At 71.0% G+C, this 23177-nt stretch carries 18 protein-coding genes; 12 read left to right on the forward strand and 6 right to left on the reverse strand.

Features of this window, described 5'->3' with window-relative positions:
* Positions 1 to 326 precede the first annotated feature (326 nt).
* Both OHT77_RS05100 and OHT77_RS05105 read right to left on the reverse strand, forming a co-directional pair.
* Positions 327 to 680, reverse strand: a complete 354-nt coding sequence (locus OHT77_RS05100) for a hemerythrin domain-containing protein (protein WP_328826762.1) — start codon at positions 678 to 680, stop codon at positions 327 to 329.
* On the reverse strand, positions 677 to 2290 hold the full coding sequence (locus OHT77_RS05105) for a DHA2 family efflux MFS transporter permease subunit (RefSeq protein WP_328826763.1): 1614 nt from the start codon (positions 2288 to 2290) through the stop codon (positions 677 to 679). The genes OHT77_RS05100 and OHT77_RS05105 overlap by 4 nt, the downstream gene beginning before the upstream one ends.
* 191 nt (positions 2291 to 2481) lie before the next feature.
* Here OHT77_RS05105 and sigJ point away from each other — a divergent pair, with 191 nt between their 5' ends.
* A complete protein-coding gene (gene sigJ, locus OHT77_RS05110; protein WP_328826764.1) occupies positions 2482 to 3420 on the forward strand; it encodes an RNA polymerase sigma factor SigJ in 939 nt (312 codons plus the stop codon).
* Positions 3417 to 4913, forward strand: coding sequence for a cytochrome bc1 complex cytochrome b subunit (gene qcrB / locus OHT77_RS05115; RefSeq protein ID WP_328826765.1), 1497 nt, complete (start codon positions 3417 to 3419; stop codon positions 4911 to 4913). Before sigJ ends, qcrB begins: the two co-directional genes overlap by 4 nt.
* A 67-nt stretch (positions 4914 to 4980) precedes the next feature.
* Here the strand turns inward: qcrB and OHT77_RS05120 are convergent, their stop codons facing one another.
* Positions 4981 to 8073, reverse strand: a complete 3093-nt coding sequence (locus OHT77_RS05120; protein WP_328826766.1) for a glycoside hydrolase family 2 TIM barrel-domain containing protein — start codon at positions 8071 to 8073, stop codon at positions 4981 to 4983.
* Positions 8074 to 8329: 256 nt separating this feature from the next.
* On the opposite strand from OHT77_RS05120, the gene OHT77_RS05125 reads away from it, so the two are divergent.
* Complete coding sequence (locus tag OHT77_RS05125; RefSeq protein ID WP_328826767.1) at positions 8330 to 10705, forward strand: SpoIIE family protein phosphatase; 2376 nt, start codon at positions 8330 to 8332, stop codon at positions 10703 to 10705.
* Positions 10706 to 10721: 16 nt separating this feature from the next.
* Here OHT77_RS05125 and OHT77_RS05130 read toward each other — a convergent pair whose 3' ends face one another.
* Entirely contained in the window at positions 10722 to 11264 is a 543-nt protein-coding gene (locus OHT77_RS05130) for an RNA polymerase sigma factor (RefSeq protein WP_328826769.1), read from the reverse strand.
* 46 nt (positions 11265 to 11310) lie between these two features.
* Here OHT77_RS05130 and OHT77_RS05135 point away from each other — a divergent pair, with 46 nt between their 5' ends.
* The 4 genes from OHT77_RS05135 to OHT77_RS05150 all read left to right on the forward strand — a co-directional run bounded on the left by OHT77_RS05135 (position 11311) and on the right by OHT77_RS05150 (position 15405).
* Complete coding sequence (locus OHT77_RS05135; protein ID WP_328826770.1) at positions 11311 to 12723, forward strand: serine/threonine-protein kinase; 1413 nt, start codon at positions 11311 to 11313, stop codon at positions 12721 to 12723.
* A gap of 113 nt (positions 12724 to 12836) precedes the next feature.
* Positions 12837 to 13571: a DUF4232 domain-containing protein gene (locus OHT77_RS05140; RefSeq protein ID WP_328826771.1), complete on the forward strand. Its 735-nt coding sequence runs from the start codon at positions 12837 to 12839 to the stop codon at positions 13569 to 13571.
* 69 nt (positions 13572 to 13640) lie between these two features.
* Positions 13641 to 14891, forward strand: coding sequence for an arsenic transporter (locus OHT77_RS05145; protein ID WP_328834162.1), 1251 nt, complete (start codon positions 13641 to 13643; stop codon positions 14889 to 14891).
* 16 nt (positions 14892 to 14907) lie between these two features.
* On the forward strand, positions 14908 to 15405 hold the full coding sequence (locus tag OHT77_RS05150; protein WP_328826772.1) for a universal stress protein: 498 nt from the start codon (positions 14908 to 14910) through the stop codon (positions 15403 to 15405).
* A gap of 2 nt (positions 15406 to 15407) precedes the next feature.
* Here the strand turns inward: OHT77_RS05150 and OHT77_RS05155 are convergent, their stop codons facing one another.
* Complete coding sequence (locus tag OHT77_RS05155; protein ID WP_328826773.1) at positions 15408 to 17219, reverse strand: ricin-type beta-trefoil lectin domain protein; 1812 nt, start codon at positions 17217 to 17219, stop codon at positions 15408 to 15410.
* Positions 17220 to 17797: 578 nt separating this feature from the next.
* On the opposite strand from OHT77_RS05155, the gene OHT77_RS05160 reads away from it, so the two are divergent.
* Positions 17798 to 18577: a phytanoyl-CoA dioxygenase family protein gene (locus OHT77_RS05160; protein ID WP_328826774.1), complete on the forward strand. Its 780-nt coding sequence runs from the start codon at positions 17798 to 17800 to the stop codon at positions 18575 to 18577.
* Positions 18578 to 18591: 14 nt separating this feature from the next.
* Here OHT77_RS05160 and OHT77_RS05165 read toward each other — a convergent pair whose 3' ends face one another.
* Positions 18592 to 19563 carry an aldo/keto reductase gene (locus OHT77_RS05165; protein WP_328826775.1) on the reverse strand — a complete coding sequence of 324 codons (972 nt, stop codon included), beginning with the start codon at positions 19561 to 19563 and terminating at the stop codon, positions 18592 to 18594.
* A 258-nt stretch (positions 19564 to 19821) separates the two neighbouring features.
* On the opposite strand from OHT77_RS05165, the gene OHT77_RS05170 reads away from it, so the two are divergent.
* Genes OHT77_RS05170 through OHT77_RS05185 form a run of 4 tightly spaced genes read left to right on the forward strand, consistent with a single transcriptional unit; the run spans position 19822 to position 23158 of the window.
* Positions 19822 to 20052 (forward strand): hypothetical protein, encoded by a 231-nt coding sequence (locus OHT77_RS05170; RefSeq protein WP_328826776.1) that lies wholly within the window; start codon positions 19822 to 19824, stop codon positions 20050 to 20052.
* Between the two features lie 10 nt (positions 20053 to 20062).
* Positions 20063 to 21358, forward strand: a complete 1296-nt coding sequence (locus OHT77_RS05175) for an ABC transporter substrate-binding protein (RefSeq protein ID WP_328826777.1) — start codon at positions 20063 to 20065, stop codon at positions 21356 to 21358.
* 22 nt (positions 21359 to 21380) lie between these two features.
* Positions 21381 to 22343: a carbohydrate ABC transporter permease gene (locus OHT77_RS05180; protein WP_328826778.1), complete on the forward strand. Its 963-nt coding sequence runs from the start codon at positions 21381 to 21383 to the stop codon at positions 22341 to 22343.
* Positions 22340 to 23158: a carbohydrate ABC transporter permease gene (locus OHT77_RS05185; protein ID WP_369191468.1), complete on the forward strand. Its 819-nt coding sequence runs from the start codon at positions 22340 to 22342 to the stop codon at positions 23156 to 23158. Before OHT77_RS05180 ends, OHT77_RS05185 begins: the two co-directional genes overlap by 4 nt.
* Positions 23159 to 23177 lie beyond the last annotated feature (19 nt).

The raw sequence follows: 23177 nt of genomic DNA on the forward strand, positions 1-23177 counted from the left end.
GCGGACCGGCGAAGCCGGTCCTGCTTTCAGGGGCGCGGGGAACTGCGCGCCCAGCCCCCACGCCGCCGCACCCGACTACCCACCCCACAGCCCCAGCCGCCGATAACTCCCCTCCCAGAACACCCGGTTGAGCACCCGCACCGGCGCGGGAAAAGCCCCCAGCGCCCTCTCCCGCTCCTCCCCCGACACCCCGTCAACAAGCCAAGGCACGAACACCGCAGCCCCCCGCACCCCCTGCTCCCTCCGCACCCGCCCGGTAAACGCCGCCCAGTCCCCACCGGTCAACGCCTCCCGCATCAACGGCAACGCCCTGTCCTCCTCATGCTTCAGGTGATCATCAAGCGTCGCAAGCAACGCCCGCACAAGGTCAGGCAGTTCGGAGGCCCGCTCGGCAAGAGCAGCGTCGACGGCGTCCAGCAGCGGATCAATACGTGCTCCGCCTCCATGTCATCGAGCAGCGCGAGATCCCGTCCTCGCCCCGCAACCCGCTCCCGAACCCGGGGCCACAAGTCGCTGTCCTCGGCGGTGTGATGGACATGCAGCTGATGCTTGAAGTTGTCCCACCCCGCACGCACCGGCAAGGTGAACGCCCGCCTCTGAGAGACCGCCGAGGCAAGCCGCTCCAGATCGCGCCGGAACGCATCGTGGGACGCGTACATGGCCGTGAAGTCGATACTCATCGCGCCGCTTCCTCCAACTCGGGTTCGGACATGGGCAGGGCATGCGGATTGGCGGACGGCCCGTTGTGCCGCCGTACGGCGAGACAGGCGAGCGCGCCGGCCAGCAGGACGGCGACGGCGACGTACACGGCGGGCCCCATCGCATGGACGAAGCCGTGCCCGAACACCTGGTCCCCGAGGGCACGCATCCGCTCGGCGACACCGCGCGGCACCCCGGCGGGCGCACCGCCCTGCTGCCCCGCGCTGACGTCGGACTCGGCCTTCGAGAACGCGCCGACGAACGACTCCCGGTAGGCGGCGGGGAGTTGACCGGCCCGAGCCCGAGCCTGCTCGGTCAGGGACGACGCGAGTTGCGCCTGGAGCACCGCCCCGATCACCGCACCGGCGAGCACCGAACCGACCTGCCGGAGCGCGTTGGTGACACCGGACGCGGCGCCCGCGAGCCGGGGCGGCACATTGCGCATGACCTCCGTGGCCATGGGCGCGAAGGTGCAGCCGACGCCCAGCCCCGTGAGGAACAGCGGGAACGCGACGGTCAGCCAGCCCGTGCCGACGTCCGCGACCCCGACGAACCAGACCAGTCCGCCCGCCCAGGCGAGCAGCCCGCCCATCAGGATGAACTTGCCGCCGACCTTGTCCGCGAGCGCCCCGGCGGGCCCGGCCATGACGAACGAACCGAGTGCGACGGGCAGCAGCACGAGCCCCGCCTTCTGCGCGCTGAAGCCGAGCACGGACTGCAGGTAGATCGTCAGCGGCAGGAACATCCCGACCACGCCGAACGACACGGTGACGCCGACGAAGTTGATGAGGGAGAAGTCCCGGTCCTTGAACAGCGTGAACGGGACCAGGGGTTCACCGTCCTGCTGGCCGCGCTCGTGCAGCAGGAACGCGGCGAAGACGACACCGGCCGCGCCCAACAGGCTCCAGATCCAGGCGTTCCAGTCGTAGCGCTGCCCCTCGGTCAGTCCAAAGGCCAGGCAGAACAGGGCAGTTGAGGCGAGGATGACGCCGAGGGTGTCGAAGCGGCGCCGTACCGTGTGCCGGGAGCCGGGGATGATCGCCATGGTGAGGACGAGCACCAGCGCGCCCATGGGCAGGTTGACGAAGAAGATCCAGCGCCAGGACAGATGGGTGATCAGCACCCCGCCGAGGATCGGGCCGAGCGCGCCGGAGACGCCCGCCACGGCGCCCCAGATGCCCATCGCGACACCGCGCCGGTCGGCCGGGAACACCTCGGCGATGATCGACAAGGTCTGGGGCATGAGCAGGGCCGCGCCCAGGCCCTGCACCGCGCGGAACCCGATGAGCTGGGCCGGGTCCTGTGCGAGGCCGCAGGCGAGGCTGGCCAGGGTGAAGACGGTGACTCCGGCGGCGAACAGATTGCGTTTGCCGCGCAGGTCGCCGAGGCGTCCGCCGGTGATCAGCAGGACGGCCAGCGCCAGCGTGTAGGCGTTGACGACCCACAGGATCTCGTCCAGGGACGCGTCGAGGTCCTCGCCGAGCTGCGGGATCGCGATGTTCACGATCGTCAGGTCGAGGAGGGTCATGAAGAACCCGAGCGAGAGCGTGATGAGGATCGCCCAGGGGTTGCCGTGCCACTTCTTGAACACGAGGTCGACTCCTTACGTCCGACTGCGGGTCCGGCTGTGCACCGGACTCGCGTTCAAGAGGGCCGGGCCGTCGACGGGTGTGACACGGCCCCGTTTTCCCGAGACGTACGTCACATTCAGGCCGTCGCGCGTCACATTCCGCGCCCCGCCACCCCTCGCAGTAGTGAGCACGGCACTGGGGAGGCGCATACATGTCCGAGACTTCCGGGATCGCTGTCGACGATGAGGCGACGACTGTCTTCATGGACCACCGCGAGCTGCTGTTCGGCCTCGTCTACAACATGCTGGGCAGCGTCGCCGACACCGACGACGTCCTCCAGGAGACCTGGCTGTCCTGGACGGCCCGCGCCCGGCGCGCCCCGCTGGCCACCATCACCAACCCGCGCGCCTATCTCGTCCGCATCGCCGTCAACCACGCGCTCCAGCGCCGCGCCACGATCAGCCGCCGTCGCGAGACGTACGTGGGCCCGTGGCTGCCCGAGCCGCTGGTCGACCAGACCGCCGACGGAGACCCCGAGGACCCCGCCCTGCGCGCCGAGTCGGTGTCGATGGCCATGCTGGTCGTCCTGGAGTCACTGACCCCGCTGGAGCGCGCGGTCTTCGTCCTCAACGAGGTGTTCGGGTACGCCCACACCGAGATCGCGGACATCATCGACCGCACCCCGGCCGCCGTACGGCAGCTCGCGCACCGGGCGCGGGGCCATGTGCACGCGCGCCGGCCGCTGTACGAGGCGCATCCCCGGGTGCGCCGGGAGGCGACCGAGCGGTTCGTGCGGGCCGCCGTCGGCGGGGACATCGCCGCGCTGATGGAGATCCTCGCGCCGGACGTCACGGTGTGGACCGACAGCGGCGGCAACCGGAAACCGGCGGGGCTGCGCCCGGTGCACGGGCGGGACAAGGCCGTCCGGCTCATCAACTCGTTCGCGAACCGGCGCCGCGGCCCACAGGAACTGGAGCTGACCTACCGACGGGTCAACGGCGACGACGCGGCCGTGCTGTTCGACGGCGACGCGCCGTACGCGGTGATGGTCATGGACCTCACGCCCGAGGGCGACCAGGTGTCCGGGGTCTACATCGTGACCAACCCCGAGAAGCTCACGCACGTGCACAAGGACGAGGAGGGCCAGTGACCACGACACCCGAGTCCTCGACGCCCGCCTCCTCAACTCCCGGCGCCTCGCGGGGCGAACGCGTCGCCGACTGGTTCGACGGCCGCCTCGGCATCCACACCCTCGGCAAGCAGTATCTGCGGAAGGTGTTCCCGGACCACTGGTCGTTCCTGCTCGGCGAGATCTGTCTGTACAGCTTCGTGGTGCTGATCCTGACGGGCATCTACCTCACCCTGTTCTTCCACCCGTCGATGAACGAGGTGACGTACCACGGGAGTTACGTCCCCCTCAACGGCATCCGCATGTCCGACGCCTACGCCTCGACGCTCCATCTCAGCTTCGACGTGCGGGGCGGGCTGCTGGTCAGGCAGCTGCACCACTGGGCGGCGCTGGTGTTCATCGCGGCGATGCTGACGCACATGATGCGGCACTTCTTCACGGGGTCGTTCCGCAAGCCGCGCGAGCTCAACTGGCTGTTCGGCTGGACCCTGTTGTTCCTCGGCCTGTTCGAGGGTCTCTTCGGCTACTCGCTCCCGGACGACCTGCTGTCGGGCACGGGGATGCGCTTCGTCGACGGCGCGCTGCTGTCGGTCCCGATCGTCGGGACCTACCTCTCGATGTTCCTGTTCGGCGGCGAGTACCCGGGCCACGACATCGTGTCCCGCTTCTACTCGCTCCACGTGCTGCTGATCCCGGGCATCATGGCGGCCCTCGTGGTCGTCCATGTCCTCCTGGTCGTCTACCACAAGCACACCCAGTTCGCGGGCCCCGGCCGCACCGAACGCAACGTGGTGGGCGCGCCGTTCATGCCGGTCTACCTCGCCAAGGCGGGCGGCTTCTTCTTCCTGGTCTTCGGCGCCCTCACCGCCCTGGCGGCGGTGGCCTCGATCAACCCGGTCTGGTCCTACGGCCCTTACCGCGCCGACCAGGTCTCGACGGGTGCCCAGCCGGACTGGTACCTGGGCTTCGCGGAGGGCCTGGTCCGGGTCATGCCGGGATGGGAAGTCACCCTCCGGGGCCACACGTTGGTGCTCGGCGTGCTCATCCCCATCGTCGTCTTCCCGCTCCTCCTGGTCCTCATCGGCGTCTACCCGTTCCTGGAGTCCTGGCGGACCGGCGACAAACGCGAGCACCACCTCCTGGACCGCCCCCGCAACCGCCCCACCCGCACCGGCATCGGCGTGGCCTGGATCAGCCTCTACCTGATCCTCCTGGCCGGCGGCGGCAACGACATCGTGGCGACCCGCCTCCACCTGTCGATCAACACGGTGACGTGGGCGGTACGGGTGGCGGTGTTCGTCGTACCGGCGCTGGCCTTCGTCGTGACCCGCCGCATCTGCCTGGGCCTCCAACTCCGCGACGCGGAACTGGTGTTGCACGGCCGCGAGACAGGCCTCATCAAGCGCCTGCCGCACGGCGAGTACGTGGAACTGCACCGGCCGCTCGACCAGGCCGAACTGCACACCCTGACCGCACACAAGCGGCAGAGGGAACTCGTGGAGCGCGAGCCGTAGTTCAGCGGCTCCATCGCGTCGGCGGCCCGGACAGGCCACGTGCCCGTCCGCGCCGCCAACGGCTTCCCTACCCCGCCGGTGCCTCCAACTTGCTGATCCGCAGGGCCCCTTGAGGTGTCCCCGGATGGCTGCTCGTCAGCGTCAACCGCAGCCGTGATCCACGCACCGCGCCGAAGCTGATGACGGTCGGCGCGTCCGAAGCCGTGGCCCAGTCGACGGCGGCCCCCTTGACCGGCGCCCACGCGCGTCCGTTCCACACCGTGACCGTCACCGTCGCGGGCAGCGCGTGCGTCGCGTCCACCGTGAACGACACCTCCACCCGGTCGAAGGAGCGGCTCCTCCCCCAGTCCACCGACACCCAGTCCTCTCCGCGCGCGCCGTTGAAGGCGGGCAGCAGTGCCGTGGCCGACTTGGCGAAGGCGTTGGACCAGCCGGTGGCCGCGTCGCCGTCGAGCATGGCGGCCGGGAGGGTGTCGGGGCGGCCCGAGTAACTGGCGTCGGCGTACGGGTAGTTGGGCGGAGCGGGATGGTCGGCCTCGAAGCGCGGGGGCGGGGTGAGTGCCACGTCCCGGGCGGGTGTCGTACGGACCGTGACCGTGCCCGTGCGTAGCCCCTCCGCACGTGCCGTCACCTTCAGCGCACCCGCCGACGTACCGGACCGGACGATCGCAAGTGCCTTGCCGTGGAAGGCGGTTCGGTTGCTCGCCTGGTAGCGCTCGGCGCTCTCCTCGCGTCCGTTGTCGAGACCGGCGAGGGAACCGCCCTTCACGTCGAAGGCGATCAGGTCCTCGGCGTCGGGCAGCACGACACCGTGGGCGTCGACGATCTCGGCGGTGACGAAGACCAGTGAACGGCCGTCCGCCGCGAAGGACTTGCGGTCGGCGGTGAGGCGTACGGCGTGTGCGGGTCCGGCGGTGCGCAGGACGTCCGTCGCGACCCTTTTCCCACCACGGCTCGCGACCGCCTTCAACTCGCCCGGCTCGTAGGGGACTTTCCAGCTCAGGTGGAGTCTGCCCGCGCTGCCGTTCGGGCTGGTGTAGCTGCCGGGGTAGGGGCCGGTGGTGAAGGTCTTGTCGTCGCCGGTGGCCTCGGTGGTCTCCAGGTAGGTGCGGCCGTCGGTGGTCTTCTTGGTGTCGAACTCCCGTGTGCCGAGGGACTTTCCGTTGAGGAACAGCTCGACGGTGTCGACGTTGGCGTAGGCCCAGACCTCGACGGTGTCGCCCGGCTCGTGGTTCCAGCTCATCGGCACCAGGTGGACCATCGGCTCGCTCGTCCACTGACTGCGGAAGAGGTGGTACATGTCCTTCGGAAAGCCGGCCGTGTCGACGGCGCCGAAGAAGGAAGCCTTGACCGGGAACACGTTGTACGGCGTGGGTTCCCCGATGTAGTCGATGCCGGACCACAGGAACTGGCCCGCGAACCACTTCCGGTCCCGGTCCTTCTTGTGGCCGTACTCGCCGCTCATCGTCCAGGAGGAGAGGTTGTTGTCGTAGGACGAGGTCGCGCGTCTGCCCGGGGTGTGGTTCTCGCCGGTGTTGAGGTGTTCCGGCTCCTGGTAGGTGGACCGGGTCGAGGTCTCGGACGAGGACTCCGACTCGAAGAGGAACAGGTGGGGATAGGCGGCGTGCAGGCCGTCGACCGACTTGGCGGTGTTGTAGTTGAGGCCGAGCCCGTCCAGCTTGGCGAGCATGAGGTCGGCGGCGGAGCCCTTGGCCGGCACGGAACGGTACTTGTCGGAGCCGATCACGAGGGGTCTGCCGGCGTCGGCCGCCTTGATCGCGCCGATGATGCGGTCGGCCATCGCGAGACCGGCGGTGGAGGTGGAGTCGGGGATCTCGTTGCCGATGGACCACAGCACCACGGCGGGCGAGTTGCGGGCGGCGAGGACCATCTCGGTGGCGTCGCGCTCGCACCAGTCGTCGAAGAACCGGTGGTAGTCGTAGGTCGTCTTGCCGGTGTGCCAGCAGTCGAACGCCTCGACCATCATCACGATGCCCAGTTCCTCGCAGGCCTGGACGATCTGCGGCGAGGGCGGGTTGTGCGAGGTGCGGAAGGCGTTGACGCCCATCGACTTCATGATGGCCAGCTGGCGGCGCACGGCATCGAAGCTGATCGCGGAGCCGAGCGCGCCCTGGTCGTGGTGGAGGTCGACGCCCTTGATCTTGGTGGGGGTGCCGTTGAGGGAGAAGCCCTCGTCGGGGTCGAAGCGGTAGGTGCGGATGCCGAAGGGCGTGCTGTACGTGTCGACCGTCTTGCCGGCCACCCGTAGTTCGGTCTCCAGGGTGTAACGGTGGTCCGGGGTCCCGATGTCCCACAACTTGGGCTTGGGGACGGTGAGTTCATGGCTCTCGGTGCTGCGGTCGGCGACCGTGACCGTGGAGTGGGTGCGGGCCACCGTCCGGCCACCAGGGTCGACGACCCGCGATCTGACCTCGACCTCGCTCGCGGTGCCCGACTCGTTCAGCACGGCCGTCCGCACCTGAACGACGGCCCGGTCGGCGGTGACGTCCGGGGTCGTGACGTACGTACCCCAGCGTTCGACGTGCACGGGCTCGGTGAGGACGAGGCGGGCCTCGCGGTAGATGCCGCTGCCGGAGTACCAGCGGCTGCTGGGGAGCTGGTTCTGCACCTTCACCGCGATGACGTTCTCCGTGGTGCCGTCGGTGTGCACCAGGTCGGTCAGGTCGAGGGCGAAGCCGGTGTAGCCGTAGGGGTGGCGGCCGGCCTCGGTGCCGTTGCAGTAGATGTACGAGTCCATGTAGACGCCGTCGAACTCGATCGAGACGCGCTTGCCGGCGACGGCGGGCGGCAGGGTGAAGGCGATGCGGTACCAGCCGAGGCCTCCGGGGAAGAAGCCGGTGCCGCTGGTGGTGCCGTTCGCCGTGGTGGGGGTCTGCTCGATGCTCCAGTCGTGCGGAACGGCGACCCGGCGCCAGGTCGAGTCGTCGTAGTCCGGCGCGGCGGCCTCGGCGTAGGCGCCGGTCGGGTCGGTGATCCCGCCGGGGTTGACCAGCGCGAAACGCCAGCCGTCCCGCAGGGGGACCGTGCGGCGGCCGGTGGCGGCCGTCGGGGCGGCGTGCGCGGTCGTGGAGGACAGAAGTGAAGCGGCCGTCGGCGCGGCCGTGGAAGCGATCAAAACCGATCTGCGAGTGACCGTCATGGCGGCTCTCCCTCATCAGGGCCCAGAAGTACTCACAACTGATCGTGACCGAACAGATTCTGACGGGGTGCCACGCCGGGCCGTCAAGGGTGCGGGGACGGACAGGTGCCCTGTCGGTCACTTCGGCCGGATTTCTCCCTCGCCGACCGCGCTCCCCAGCCCTGGGGGTTCTCGTCCGCGCGGCACCGGGACGCACTAGGCTGGAACACAAGTGACGGGTCTGTTCACTGTGAGTGTGCGCGATGGAGTGGCGACGATGAGTCCGGTCTACCCGTTCGACGATGCCGCGACGGCGCGGGTTGTCATCGACGATGCCGGAACTCTGACGGGGTGGAGCGAGGGAGCCCGGCGGCTCCTCGGCCACACCGCGGACGAGGTCGTCGGGCGCCCGGCCGTGCGGCTGCTGGCCGGTGGCGCCGAGGCGCTGCCCGCGATCACGGGCGCCCGCTGGGACGGCACGGTCACCCTGCGGCACCGCGACGGCCACACGCTGCCCGTGTGGCTGCTGGCCCACCACCGGCGCCCCCCGGGCGGCGGCCCGGGCGACTGGCTGATCGTGACCCCGCTGGAGGGTGGCGGCCCCCGCACCGCCGAGGACCCGCTCGCCACGGCCGCGCTGATCCAGTCGCCGTGCGCCGTCGCCGTCTACGACGAGCGGCTGCGGCTGAGCCGGGTCAACGACGCGATGGCCGACGTGATCGGACTGCCCGAGGAGCGCGTCAAGGGGCTGCGGATCACCGAGATCGGCGGGAAGACGGCGAGCTCGGAGCTGGAGCAGCACATGCTGGACGTGCTCACCTCCGGCACCGCCCAGGACTTCCAGATCTACATGCGCACCGGCGGCGAGGACGCGGCGCACGCCTGGCTGGCCCGGATGGCGCCGATCACCGACGCCGAGGGCCGGGTGCGGGGCGTGTGTCTCGCCGCGCACGACTTCACCGAGAACTACCTCGCGCGGGAGCGGCTGCAGCTCGTCAACGAGGCGAGCGTCCGCATCGGCACCACCCTCGACGTCACCCGTACGGCCCAGGAGCTGGCGGATGTCTGCGCGCCGGCGCTCGCAGACTTCGTCAGCATCGACCTGCTGGACCCGCAGGAGCACGGCGGCGAGCCCCCCACCGCGATCACCGCACCCATCAGACTCCGTCGGGCCGCCCACCAGTCGATGCAGGAGGGCAGCCCCGAGGCCGTGGCGAAGCCGGGCCAGCTCAACTTGTACCCGGAGCACTCCCCGCAGGCCGACGCGCTGGTCGCGGGCCGCACCCTCGTCGCCTCCGGCCGGGCCCTCGAACTCTGGCTCGCCTGGGACAGGACCCGCACGAAACGCGTCCAGGAGTACGGCATCCACTCCTCGATGGCCGTACCGATCCAGGCCCGCGGCGTCACCCTCGGCGTCGCGGTCCTCACCCGGTACCGGCGCATGGACCCCTTCACCGCCGACGACGTCCTCCTTGCCGAGGAGGTCACGGCCCGCGCCGCCGTCTGCATCGACAACGCCCGCCGCTTCTCCCGCGAACGCGAGACCGCGCTCGCCCTCCAGCGCAGCCTGCTCCCCCGCAAACTCCCGCCCACCGCCGCCCTGGAGGCCGCCTCGCGGTATCTGCCGGCGGCGCGTGCCGGGGTCGGCGGCGACTGGTTCGACGTGATCCCGCTGTCCGGGATGCGCGTCGCCATGGTCGTCGGGGATGTCGTCGGCCACGGCATCCAGGCCTCCGCGACGATGGGCCGGCTGCGCACGGCGGTCCGCACCCTCGCCGACATCGACCTCGCCCCGGACGAACTGCTGACCCACCTCGACGACCTGGTCGTACGGCTCTCCGCGGAGGCCGGCGGCGAGGGCAGTCCCGGCGAGGTCGGCGCGACCTGTCTGTACGCGGTGTACGACCCGGTGTCCCGCCGCTGCACGCTGGCCCGCGCCGGTCATCCGCCGCCCATCATGATCCGGCCCGGCGGCCCGCCCGAGCATGTCGACCTGCCCGCGGGCCCGCCGCTCGGTCTGGGCGGACTCCCCTTCGAGTCGACGGAGTTGGAGCTGCCCGAGGGGACCGTGCTCGCGCTGTACACCGACGGGCTGGTCGAGAACCGCGACCGGGACCTCGACGGCAGTCAACGGCTGCTGTTCGACGCCCTGTACGCGCCCTCGGACTCCCTGGACGAGACCTGCGACCGCGTCCTGCACGCCGTGCTCCCGCCGGGCGGAGCCGCCGACGACGTGGCACTGCTGGTGGCCCGCACCCAGGGGCTGCCCGCCGAACAGGTCGCGACCTGGGACATCCCGGCCGACCCCTCGCTCGTCGCGCCGATCCGCAAGCAGGTCGTCGAGCAGCTCGACGCCTGGAACCTGAGCGAGGCCGGGTTCACGGCCGAGCTGGTGGTGAGCGAGCTGGTCACCAACGCCATCCGCTACGGCGCGCACCCCATCCGGCTCCGGCTGATCCATGACGCGGCCACGCTGATCTGCGAGGTCTCCGACACCAACCACACCGCCCCGCACCTGCGCCGCGCCAAGACCTGGGACGAGGGCGGACGCGGTCTGCTGCTGGTCGCCCAGCTCACCCAGCGCTGGGGCAGCCGGCACACCACCGACGGCAAGACGATCTGGGCGGAGCTGTCCCTCTTCGACGAGCTGTGAGCCGTAGCGGAACAGGTCAGGTCAGCCAGGGCCTGACCTGGCGGCGGGCCTCGTGCAGCCGGGACTTGAGGGTGCCGAGCGGGATGCCGAGGCGCTCGGCGATGTCGGCGTACTCCAGGTTGCAGATGTCCCGGTACACCAGCGGCGCGACGAGGTGCGGCTGCTCGCGCTCCAGCCGCTCCAGCGCCTCCAGGAGGTCGATCTTCGACCCGGCGATCACGCTCGTGGTGCGCGGGTCGACGTGCTGGCTCACGTCGATCACGGCGGGCTGCTCGGCGGCCCGGCGCTTCAGCTCGCGGTACTTCTGCCGGGCGCCGTTGGCGACCACCGTGTAGAGCCAGGTGCTGAAGAGGCTGCGCCCTTCGAACGTGCCGATCTTCCGGGCGACCTGGAGCAGCACGTCCTGGGCCGCCTCCTCGGCGTCCTCGCGGCACGGCAGGAAGCGCCCGCAGCGCCGTACGACCTCCGGCTGGATCGTCCGCAGCAGCTCGTCCAGTGCCACCGGGTCACCGGCCGCGGCACGCCTGGCCAGGTCTTCGGTCAGCGCCGCTTCGCGCACTGGATCCACTCCTCCGCCTCGATCTCCGAGCAGGCATGATAGTCCTATGCACTCCGTCGAACAGATCGGCCGCTACCGCCTTGAACGCCGCCTGGGCACCGGCGCGTTCGGCACGGTCTGGCTCGCGCACGACGACGTCCTCGAGGCCCCGGTGGCCGTGAAGGTCCTCGCCGACAACTGGGCCCACCGCCTCGACGTCGTCGAACGCTTCCTCTCCGAGGCCCGGCTGCTGCGCAGGGCCGACTCGAACAGGGTCGTACAGGTCTACGACATCGGAGAGCTGCCCGACGGACGGCCGTACTTCGTGATGGAGTACGCCGACGCCGGCACCTTCGCCGATCTGCTCGCCGCGGGTCCGCTGCCCGTGGCCGAGGCGCTGCGGCTGACCGCGCTGGCCGCCCGGGGCGCCGCCGCGCTGCACAAGGCGGGGATCGTGCACCGGGACATCAAGCCGACGAACGTGCTGCTGCGCACCACCCCGGACGGCACCGGCCGGGTCCTGCTCGCCGACCTGGGGCTCGCCAAGAGCCTGGCGCACGCGTCGGGCCTCACGCTGGCCGCGGGTTCCGCGGGCTACCAGCCGCCGGAGCAGGCCCAGCCCGGCTCGGGCATCGACGAGCGTGCCGACGTGTACAGCCTGGGCGCGGTCGCCTACGAGCTGCTCACCGGCACGGTCCCGGGCGCGCCCGGTCAGGTCGTACCGCCGGACCGGCTGCGGCCGGACGTGTCCCCGGAGGTGCAGCGGGCGGTGCTGCGCGCGCTGGAGCCGGACCGGGAGCGGCGCTGGCCGACGGCGCGGGAGTTCGCGGAGGAGCTGGAGCGGCTGGCCGGGGAGGCCCCGGCGCAGCAGCCGCGCAGTCGGCTGGCCGGCGAGATCCCGGCGGACAAGCCGCGCAGCCGCCACCGGGGGTTCGCGCTGATGGCGGGGCTGTTCGTCGTGGTGGCCGCGGGCGCGGGCGTCGCGGTGCTGAACCTGCCCTCGTCCCCGTCGGGGAGTTCCAGCCTGCGGGTCAAGGACACCACGGGCCGGGTCTCCGCCGAGGTGCCCGCCTCCTGGGGCCGTCAGCTGCGCGACTCGGGCTGGGATCCGCACGCCCTCGGTCTCCAGGCGGGGCACGAGCCGGGGCTTGCCGTCGCCGACGACCTGTCCCAGTGGTCGGACCTGTCGTCGGACGTGAACGGCGTGTTCATCGGCGTGAGCGAGCACGGCAGCGTGACGACGGAGGTGGACCGCCTCGCCCACTCCGGGTGCCGCTACGACGGCAGCCGCGCCTACTCGAGCGCGACCTGGCGCGGCACGATCCGCACCTGGAGCGACTGCTCGGGTTCCACGGGCACCCTCTCGGAGACGGCGCTCCGCGAGGTCGGCGGCGCGGCCCAGCCGCAGGTCTACGTACAGATCCGGCAGCACAGCGGTGACGCGACCGCACGCATACTCCGCTCGCTCCGGGTCACCTGATCACTGTCGGAGAAGAATTCCGCTGATCCCGCGAACTTTTCGGCGCGTGCCCGCATCGGACCCCTATGACAGCGCGCGAGGCGCTGAGCGAAGAACTTCCAGGAGTGTCGAAGATGGCTAACTCGTCCCAGTCCCTGCGCCGGGCGGCCCTGCTCGTGAGCGCCGTCGCCGTACTGGGCCTGACGACGGCCTGCGGCGACGGCAGCGGCACGGTGAGCAGCCCGCAGACCGAGTCGGGTACGGCGGCGCCCGCGGGCGGCGACACCACGGCCGACGGCTCCGGCACGCCGGCCGCCACGTCGAGCGGCACCGACACCGGCACCGGTGCCAGCACCGGATCGCACCCGACCGCGTCGGGTTCCTCCACCTCGACCTCCACGTCCTCCGGCTCCGGCGGTACGAGCACCAACTCCGGCACGGCGAGCAGCAGCCGGTGCCACACCTCCGAACTGAACGCGAAGGTCGGCGGCAACGACCCGGGCGCCGGGCAGGAGAACTTCCCGATCGTCCTCACGAACGCGTCCGGCCGCACCTGCACGGTCCGCGGCTATCCCGGCGCCGCGTTCGCGAGGGCGTCCGGCCAGCAGCTGGGCCCGGACCCGCAGCGCGAGACGGGCACGACCGTCACCACCGTCACGCTGAAGCCGGGCCAGAGCGCCTGGGCCGGGCTGTCGTTCTCCAACCCGGAGATCAGCGGTGCGAAGACGGCGACGCCCGCCACGCTGGTGGTGACCCCGCCGGACGAGAAGGACCCGCTGAAGGTGAAGTGGACGAACGGCACGGTGCCGGTGTCGGGCAACTCGTCCTCGGTCCGGCTGTCGGTGTTCAGCGCGGGCACGGGCGCCTGACCCCGGAGTTCGTGGTCCGGCCTGGTTTCATGGGCGTGCACCACTGATCGCGTCCTGGAGGACCGTCCCCTGAACACCCCCCTCGCGGAGACTCTCTCCGTCGTTCTGCTCGTCGCCGTCCTCGTGTGGGCCGTCGTCCGTCCCTTCGGGTGGCCGGAGGCGGTGATGGCGGTCCCGGCCGCCGGGATCGCCGTGGCCACCGGGGCGATCTCGCTCGACCACGCGCGGGCCGAGGCCGAGCAGCTCGGCCCGGTCGTCGGGTTCCTCGCCGCGGTCCTCGTGCTCGCCCACTTCTGCGATGTGGAGGGGCTGTTCCGGGCCTGCGGAGCCTGGATGGCGGAGTGGGCGAAGGGCAGCCCGAGCCGCCTGCTGACGGCCGTGTTCGCGCTGGCTTCGCTGATCACGGCCGTGCTGAGCCTGGACGCCACCATCGTGCTGCTGACGCCGGTCGTGTTCGCGACGGCGTCCCGGATGGGTGTCCGTCCCAAGCCGCACGTCTACGCGTGCACGCACCTCTCGAACACGGCCTCCCTGCTGCTGCCGGTCTCCAACCTCACGAACCTCCTCGCCTTCGCGGCGAGCGGCCTGAGCTTCACCCGCTTCGCGGGCCTGATGGTGCTGCCCTGGCTGGTGGCGATCGGCGCCGAGTACCTGGTGTTCCGGCGCTTCTTCGCCCGCGACCTCTCGGCGGCGGCCCCCTCACCGGTCTCCGGCGACAAGCCCGAGCTGCCGGTCTTCGCTCTGGCGACCGTCGCCTGCACCCTCGCCGGGTTCGTCCTGACCTCGGCGATCGGCATCGACCCCGCGTGGGCCGCGCTCGCGGGCGCGCTCGTCCTCGCCGGGCGGGCGATGCTACGACGGCAGGCGACCCCGCTGACGGTCGTGCGGGCCGCCGCGCCGTCCTTCCTGGCGTTCGTGCTGGCGCTCGGCATCGTGGTGCGGGCCGTGGTCGACAACGGGCTCTCGGACGCGCTCGGGCACCTCCTGCCCGGCGGCACCGGCATCGCGGCCCTGCTCGGGATCGCCGCACTGGCCGCCGTACTCGCGAACCTCATCAACAACCTGCCGGCCGTCCTGGTCCTGCTGCCGCTCACCGCGCAGGCCGGACCCGGGGCCGTGCTCGCGGTGCTGCTCGGGGTGAACATCGGGCCGAACCTGACCTACGCCGGTTCGCTCGCGACGCTGCTGTGGCGGCGGATCGTGCATCAGCACGAACACGACGTGGATCTCAAGGAGTTCACGAAGCTGGGGCTGATCGCCGTGCCGTCGGCGCTCGTCCCCGCGGTGGTGGCACTGTGGGTGTCGCTCCAGGTTCTCTGACACCGAGGGAGGCCGAATGCGTGTGATCGCCTGGCTGGTCGAGGGCACATGGCCCGCCTGCGTGGACGCCGTACGGACGCATGCGCCGGAGGCGGACGAGGTGGTGCTGCTGCATGTCAGCGGGCCTGACGTGCCCGGCGTGGCGCACGGGGCGTTCGCCGGGCTGCTCGGCCGGGGTGGTCCCGCGCGTGATCCCGGGACCCGGCTGGAGGACCTGGGCAGCACGTCGGCCGCGGAGTTGCTGGACGCGGCGGCCGAGCGGCTGGGGCGGCCGTGCACCCGCATGGAGCGGACCGGGCGGGTCGAGCGCGAGGTGGTGGCCGCCGCCGGGGACGCGGATCTGCTGGTGCTGGCCCGCGACGGCGACCGGGCCCGGCTCGGCCCGCACAGTCTCGGGCCCGCCGTACGGTTCGCCGTCGATCACGCGCCCTGTCCGGTGCTGCTGGTGTGGCCGGAGGCGGCGCCGGGGATCTCGACCATGCCGCCGCCACCGCCGCCGCACCACCACCCCTGAGATCAGTGGCCGCGGTGCCCGCCACCACCGCCGTAGCCGCCACCGCCGCCGCCCCAGCCACCGCCGCCCTGGCCGCCCCCCGCGCAGTACGAGGGGTAGTAGTCGCAGTAGTCCAGGGTCGGGGCCGCGGTGGTGGGCGTCGTCCGCGGGGTCGACGCGGTCGGCGTCGGTGTCGGAGTGGGCGTGGCCTTCGGGGTCTTGACGGGCACCGGGGCGGCCGACTTGGTGGTGGGCGCCGGCGAGCCGGTGCTGTCGGTGTCCCAGTTGACGACCTGCATCTGCGGGTCCGCCTTCGACGTGTCGAAGACCCAGCGCTGCGCCGAACCGTCCGCCCGCGTCTTCAGGACGAGCGCGCCGCCGCCGGCGGTGGAGGCGGGGGTCAGCGCCAGGTCCTGGTTCCAGCGCGGTACGAGGATGCCCTGCAGCGTGAAGTCGTAGCGGATGTTCTTCCCGGTCGCCGAGGACGCGCTCGTGCAGGGAGCGAGTTGGACCTCGAAGGCGAGGTGCGAGTCGAGGCAGAGACCGGGGTCGGCGGTGCTGCGCAGCTGGCCGTCCGTCTCGTACGACCACTGCTGGCCGGCCGCCGAGGAGCAGCTCTGCAGTTCGGCCTCGGCGCCCTGGAGGGGCTTGTTGCCGACGACGCCGATGCACAGGCCGGACTCGACGTTGTGCAGCCGGCCGCTGAGCGTGCCCTGTGTGGTGTCGTTCTTGCCGACCCAGGACGGGTTGGCGGATTCCTTGCCGGTGCCGGCGGCGCCCGCCGACTTGCTCTCGGTGCCGGTCCTGCCGCCGCCGGAGCCGCCGATGGACCACAGCACGAGCGGGAGGACGACCAGGCCGCTCACGGTCAGCACGGCCACGGCGAGGTTGCGGCGGCGGACCCGGCGGGCGGCCTTGTGCGCCGATCTGAGTTCGCCGCGCCGCGGGCCGGGCCGCACCGCGAGTTCGCCGGCGGCGACGGGCACCTCGGGGGGCAGCGGGCGGCTGCCGACCCTGACCTCCAGGTAGGCGCGCGCGCCCCAGCCGAGGACCGCTTCGGCGAGCGCGATGCCGAGCCCGGCGTTGAACTGGTTCAACTGGTCGGCGGTGTACCGGCAGTGCTTGCAGACGCTGAGGTGCATCGCGAGGTCCGGGTCGACCTCCGCGCCGCCGCGCCGGAAGGTGACGTCCAGCAGCCGGATGTAGCGCTGGCACTCGTCGTCCTGCGCGAGTTCGCGGTGGACCTGCAGACACTCCTCGCGCAACCGGCCCCGGGCGCGGCCGAGTTCGACTTCGGCGCCCTCCTCGTCCAGGCCCAGCAGTCCGGCGGGTATCGCGAACGGCTCGGACTCGACCTCGATGTGCCAGAGCAGGGTGCGGGCCGACTGGGGCAGCCGCTGGAACGCCCTGGAGAGCAGGCGCCGTTCGGGCACCGGCAGCAGCCGGGCGGCGGCCCGGTCGCCCTCTCCGGCCGCCGAGCGCAGATCGGGGTGGAGCATGTCCTGCCGGCGGTCGGCGACCCATTCCGCGGCGATCCGGCGGACGGTGACGAGGACTTGGGGGCGCCAGGCGGCGGTCGGTCCGGACTGCCGCAGGGATTCCCCGAAGAGCCGGGTGAATGCGGCCGTGGTGAGCATTCCGGCGTGGTGCGGTCCGTCGGTGCACAGCCGCGCATAGGAGAAGGCCGCTTCCCAGTGCCGGTCCAGCAGTTCGCCGACGGGTTGCAGCGCGGGCGTCGTCCCCGTCCACTTCTTCAGCTCGGCGCTGAGCTGCTCGTCGGTCACTTCGAAGTGGTGAGCGGAACTAGGGGAATTCGAGGGACCGGCGTCCTTCACGGCTGCATTCCTCCAGGTGAAACGCGGAATTCGGTCCATACCGGCGGGTATGCGACCCCGTCGACAGGTCGACAAAGTCCACCCGTCCGATGGATGGCATCCCGGACGTCCGCCTGGGGGCAGCTCTTTTGAAGCAAGGGGGGTGACGTACGGGAGCGGCCTCGAGCGCGCGGAGGGGAATCATCTATGTGCCCGCGCGCCGACAGGCACACCTTTGCACAGGTCAGCGAGGCGTAACAAGGTCTGCCTCAGTTTTGTGCATTGCGGTCCGGGCCCCACTATTTGACGTCTTGTCAAACAGGCCCGTAAAGGGATTGCCGTCCCATCCACACGGGAAATCCCGAAACCATTGACCAGGGGCCACCGGGACCACCCCGCACGACCGACACCAGGACGCTCTTCCTCCGGTTTTCCCAGGTCATGTTCCGGCGGCCCGGTGCTTTGCCGAACGGGACGGCGGCGTCGCGGCAGTCGGCGACTTCCACAACGCACCCGATGACGAAGTTCATGCCGAACCAATAGGCACGCGCCGCTCCTCCTGGGACCGTGGAGTGACATCTCACCGAGGAGGTCCCCGTATGACGGCCACGGACATCGGCGCGTTCGAGGAGGACGGGTTCACGGTCGCGCGCGGATTGTTCAGGTACGACGAAATCGACCGGCTCTGCGCGGAGTTCACGGCGCTGCACGCGGCCGGACCGGTTCCCGGGCACTTCGCGCCGAGCGTTTCCGACGATCCCCTCCGCACCCATCCGCGGGTGATGCACCCGCACGAGATCAGCGACCTCGCCCTGCGGTTCCTGTTGGACCAACGCCTGCGGACCGTCCTGGAGCGGCTGTTCGGCGAGGAAGTGCTCGCAGCGCAGAGCATGTTCTACTTCAAGCCGCCCGGGGCGCGCGGTCAGGCGCTGCACCAGGACAACTTCTATCTGCGGGCCGAGCCGGGCACCTGCGTGGCCGCGTGGATAGCCTGCGACGAGATCGACCGGGAGAACGGCGGCCTGGAGGTCGTGCCCGGCACCCACCGCATGGATCTGTTCTGTCCGGAGGAGGCGGACGCCGGGGTGTCCTTCGCGCGCGAGTACGTGCCACCGCCGCCGGGGCTCACGCCCGTGCCGGTCGACATGTCACCGGGGGACGTCCTGTTCTTCAACGGCAGCCTGGTGCACGGCTCGCAGCCCAATCACAGCGCGGACCGCTTCCGCCGTTCGTTCATCGGGCACTACGTGGGCCGTTCCGCCGACCGCATCGGGAGCTTCTACCGCACGATCTCGATGAGCGGCGAACGGGTGCCGCTCGCGGAGAGCGTCGGCGCGGGGCCGTGCGGCACGGAGTTCGCACCGCACGGCCCGCACTGACGGTCCGTCAGGGATCAGGAGTGCCCGCTGATCGCGTGCGGGGTGTAGGGCGCCTCCAGCTCCTCCAACTCCTTGTCGCTCAGCTCCAGTTCGACGGCGGCGACCGCGTCCTCGATGTGCTGCGGCTTGGCCGCGCCGACGATCGGCGCGGCCACCGTGCTCTGGTGCAGCAGCCATGCGAGGGCCACCTGGGCGCGCGGGACGCCCCGGTCGCCGGCGATCCGGGTGACCGCCTCGACGATCGCGCGGTCGCCGTCCTGGTAGAGGCGGTTGCCGAAGTTGTCGGTGCTGCTGCGCTCGGTGGTGGTGCCCCAGTCCCGGGTGAGCCGACCGCGCGCCAGCGGGCTCCACGGCAGCACCCCCACGCCCTGGTCGGCGCAGAGCGGCAGCATCTCGCGCTCCTCCTCGCGGTAGAGGAGGTTGTAGTGGTTCTGCATCGACACGAACTTCGTCCAGCCGTGCCGCTCGGCCACGTGCTGGTGCTTGGCGAACTGCCACGCGTACATCGAACTCGCCCCGATGTAGCGGACCTTGCCCGCCTTCACCAGGTCGTGCAGCGCCTCCATCGTCTCCTCGACGGGGGTGTGCGGGTCGGCGCGGTGGATCTGGTAGAGGTCGACGTAGTCGGTGCCGAGCCGCTCCAGGCTGTGGTCGATCTCGGACATGATCGCCTTGCGGGAGAGTCCGGCGCCGTTGGGTCCGGGGCGGGTCCTGCCGTGCACCTTGGTGGCGAGCACGACCTCGTCACGGCGGGCGAAGTCCTTCAGCGCCCTGCCGGTGATCTCCTCGCTGGTGCCGTCGGAGTAGACGTTCGCGGTGTCGAGGAAGTTGATCCCGGCCTCCAGCGCCTGCCTGATCAGGGGGCGCGACGCCTCCTCGTCGAGGGTCCACTCGTGGGTGCCGCGGTCCGGGAGGCCGTAGGTCATGCAGCCCAGCGAGATCCGCGAGACGTCCAGGCCGGTCGAACCGAGCTTCACGTACTGCATCGTTGCTGCTCCTGCCTTCGAGTTCGGTACCGCTTCGGAGCGTACGACTTCGTGGGTGCTCGAAGCGGCGCGTGTGCGCGCACCCTTGACGAGTGGCGCGGCCGGGCGCTTTGATCCTGGACGTGCCCGCGCGTGCGGCGCGGTACGCAGAGGTGCGCCCAGCCGGTAGCGGACAGGTTCCAAGCCCGGCCACAGTCGCCAGGACCGCGGCTCCATCCGGTCCGAGGCGGGGTCGTACCCGCGATTGATGGAGCGGACATGCCCGCCAAGGGTGTCTCCCGCGTCGAAGGTCCCGGGACGGCCGTGGTCCTGACCGGCACCGTCGCGACCGCAGCGGTCCTGACCTCGCGCGGAACCTCGAACAGCGCTGCCCCGGAACAGCCGTCGCGCACGGCACCGTCCAGCAGCGCCACGCCGTCGAAGAGCCCCGCCCCGTCGGCGAACCGGTCGACTCCCGGCAGCGTCGACCACGTCCGCACGGTGCGGTGAGGAGGCTGTGATGGGGAACGGGATGTCACGCCGAGGGCTGCTGCTCGGGGCTGCCGCGATCGGGGCCGCGAGCGGGTGTGCGGGCGGCGGGTCGGACGGGGTCGGTGCGGACGGGCGGGTGACCGTGGAGCTGTGGCACGGGCAGGCCGACACGGGCCGCAAGGCGGTGGAGGCGCTGGTCGACGCGTTCAACCGGACCCATCCGAAGATCCGCGTGGACGCGGGTGGCGGCGGGGTGCTGGCCGACGCGATGCTCCAGAAGGTGACCGCCTCGCTGGCCGCCGGGTCCTATCCGGACATCGCCTACATCTTCGGCTCGGACCTCGCGAGCGTGGCGCGCAGCCCGCGTGTCGTCGATCTGACGTCCGCGATGCGCGAGGGGCCGACGCCGTGGAACTCCTTCTGGAAGCCGGTACGGGACGCGGTCACCGTCAACGGGCGGGTGCGGGCCGCGCCCGCGGTGCTCGACTCGCTGGCCGTCGTCTACAACAAGAAGCTGTTCCGGCAGGCCGGGCTCGACTACCCGAAGCCGGGCTGGAGTTGGGACGAGTTCACCGACACCGCGCGGAAGCTGACCGACCACGACCGGGGTGTCTTCGGCACCGGCTGGCCGGCCGTCGGTGACGAGGACACGGTGTGGCGGCTGTGGCCGATGCTGTGGGATCTCGGCGGCGAGGTCGTCGCCCCGGACGGCAAGCACATCGGCTTCGCCGACCAGGGCGTGCGGGCCCTGACGACGCTCGCCCGACTCGGCCACGACAAGAGCGTGTACCTGGACACCAAGCCCGGCAGCGAGCAGCTCTACCAGGTGTTCCTCAACAGCCGGATGGCCATGGTCGCCACCGGTCCCTGGGAACTCCCCGACATCATCACCGCGAAGATCGACTACGGGGTCGTCCCGCTGCCGACGTACAGCGGGCACGCGGTCACCATCTCCGGGCCCGACACGTGGACGGTCTTCGACAACGGCTCGGCCCGGTCGCGGGCGGCCGTGGAGTTCGTGCAGTGGATGAACTCGCCCGCGCAGGACGTGCGGTGGGACATCTCTGCGGGCGGTCTGCCGCTGAGCACGGGCACCGCGGCCCGGCCGGAGTGGCGGGAGCACAGTGGCCGGACGGTCGGGCTCGACGTCTTCACCGACACCCTGCGCTCGGCCCGGGTGCGGCCCGTGCACGCCGCGTATCCGCAGATCTCGCAGGCGTTGGGCGAGGCGATCGTCTCGGTCCTGCTGGGCCGGGACTCCCCCGAGAAGGCGCTCCGTTCCTGTGCCGACAAGGCCGACGCGGCCCTGCTGATCCCCAGGTGACTTCCCCCTTCCGGGAGACCCGATGTCCACACTGCCCCGCGCTCTCACCCTTCCCGCGCAGCCCGCCGCGACCGCCCAGGCCGCGCGCCGCGACGCCCGCCGTCGCGCCCGCCGAGAGCGGTCCACCGCCTGGGCGTTCATCGCTCCGTCCGTCGTGGTGATTCTCGGGCTGAGCGTCGTGCCCGTCGTCTGGTCGCTGCTGCTGTCGTTCCGCGCCGACGACCTGGTCACCCCCGGCCGCTGGGTCGGCCTCGACAACTACCGCGCCCTGGCCCAGGACCCCACCTTCCGTACGGCGGTGGGCAACACACTGCTGTACGCGGCCCTGTACGTGCCGCTGAGCCTGGTCGGCGGCCTCGCGCTGGCCCTGGCGCTGAACCGCCGGATCCGGCTCATCGGGCTGTACCGCACGCTGGTGTTCATCCCGTTCGTGGTGTCGGCGACGGCGCAGGGCGTGCTGTTCTCGTTCATCCTCGACCCGGAGTTCGGCGTCGCCAACGCGCTGCTGCACCATCTCGGCATCTCAGCGCAGGGGTTCCTCGCCGACCCGGACCAGGCGCTGTACCTGCTGGTGCTGATCTCGCTGTGGAGCGGGGTGGGCTTCTGCGTGGTCGTCTATCTGGCCGCGCTCCAGGACGTGCCGCCCGAACTCGTCGAGGCCGCCCGCATCGACGGCGCGGGCCGCGCGCAGGTGCTGCGCCATGTGATCCTGCCCGCGCTCACGCCGGTGACGGTGTTCCTGCTGCTGTGGCAGTTCATCACCTCGCTCCAGGTCTTCGACCTGATCTATGTGACCACCAAGGGCGGCCCGTTGGGCTCGACGACGGTGATCGTCTACTTCGTCTGGCAGCAGGCCTTCCAGATGTTCACCGCGGGCTACGGCGCCGCGTCGGCCTACGTCCTCGCGGTGGCGCTGCTGGTGGCGGGCGGCGCGCTGCGGGTCGTACGGCGGCGGCAGGGCCGTACGGAAGCAGGCGTCCGATGAGCGCGCGGCGGATGAGTGCGTGGCATCTGGTGCTGGCGCCGCTGGCGTTGTGCTTCGCGTTGCCGTTCGTGTGGCTGCTGCTCAGCTCGGTGATGTCGAACGCGGAGATCAACCGCTTCCCACCGGCCTTGTGGCCCAAGGGAATTGACCTGGGCGGCTACCGCTATGTGCTGGGCAACGCGATGTTCCCGCGCTGGTTCGCCAACTCGCTGATCGTGGCGTCGGTCGCGGTGGTGTCGAATCTGCTGTTCGGGTCGCTCGGCGGGTACGCGTTCGCCCGGATGCGGTTCGCCGGGTCGCGGCTGCTGCTGGGGCTGATGCTGGCGACGATGGTCGTGCCGTTCCAGCTGACGATGATCCCGACATTCCTGGTGATGAAGTGGTTCGGGCTGATCGACTCGCTGGGCGCGCTGATCCTGCCGTCGCTGGTGACGCCGTTCGCGGTGTTCCTGTTCCGGCAGTTCTTCCTCGCGCTGCCCCGGGAGATGGAGGAGGCCGCCTGGATCGACGGGTGTTCACGGCTGCGGGTGCTGTTCTCCATCGTGATGCCGCTGGCCCGGCCCGCGCTCGCCACGGTCGCCGTCCTCACCTTCCTGTCCACCTGGAACGACCTGTCGTGGCCGCTGATCGCGATCAACCACGACACCCGGTACACGCTCCAGTTGGGCCTGACGACGTTCCAGGGGCAGCACCACACCCAGTGGTCGGCGGTGATGGCGGGCAACGTCATCACGGTGCTGCCGGTGCTGGTGGCGTTCCTGCTGGCGCAGAAGACGTTCATCCAGTCGCTGACGTCCAGCGGACTCAAGGGCTGAGCCGCCCCTTCTCCAACTC

Origin of the sequence: Streptomyces sp. NBC_00252, from assembly GCF_036187565.1 — a bacterium.
Lineage (GTDB): Bacteria > Actinomycetota > Actinomycetes > Streptomycetales > Streptomycetaceae > Streptomyces.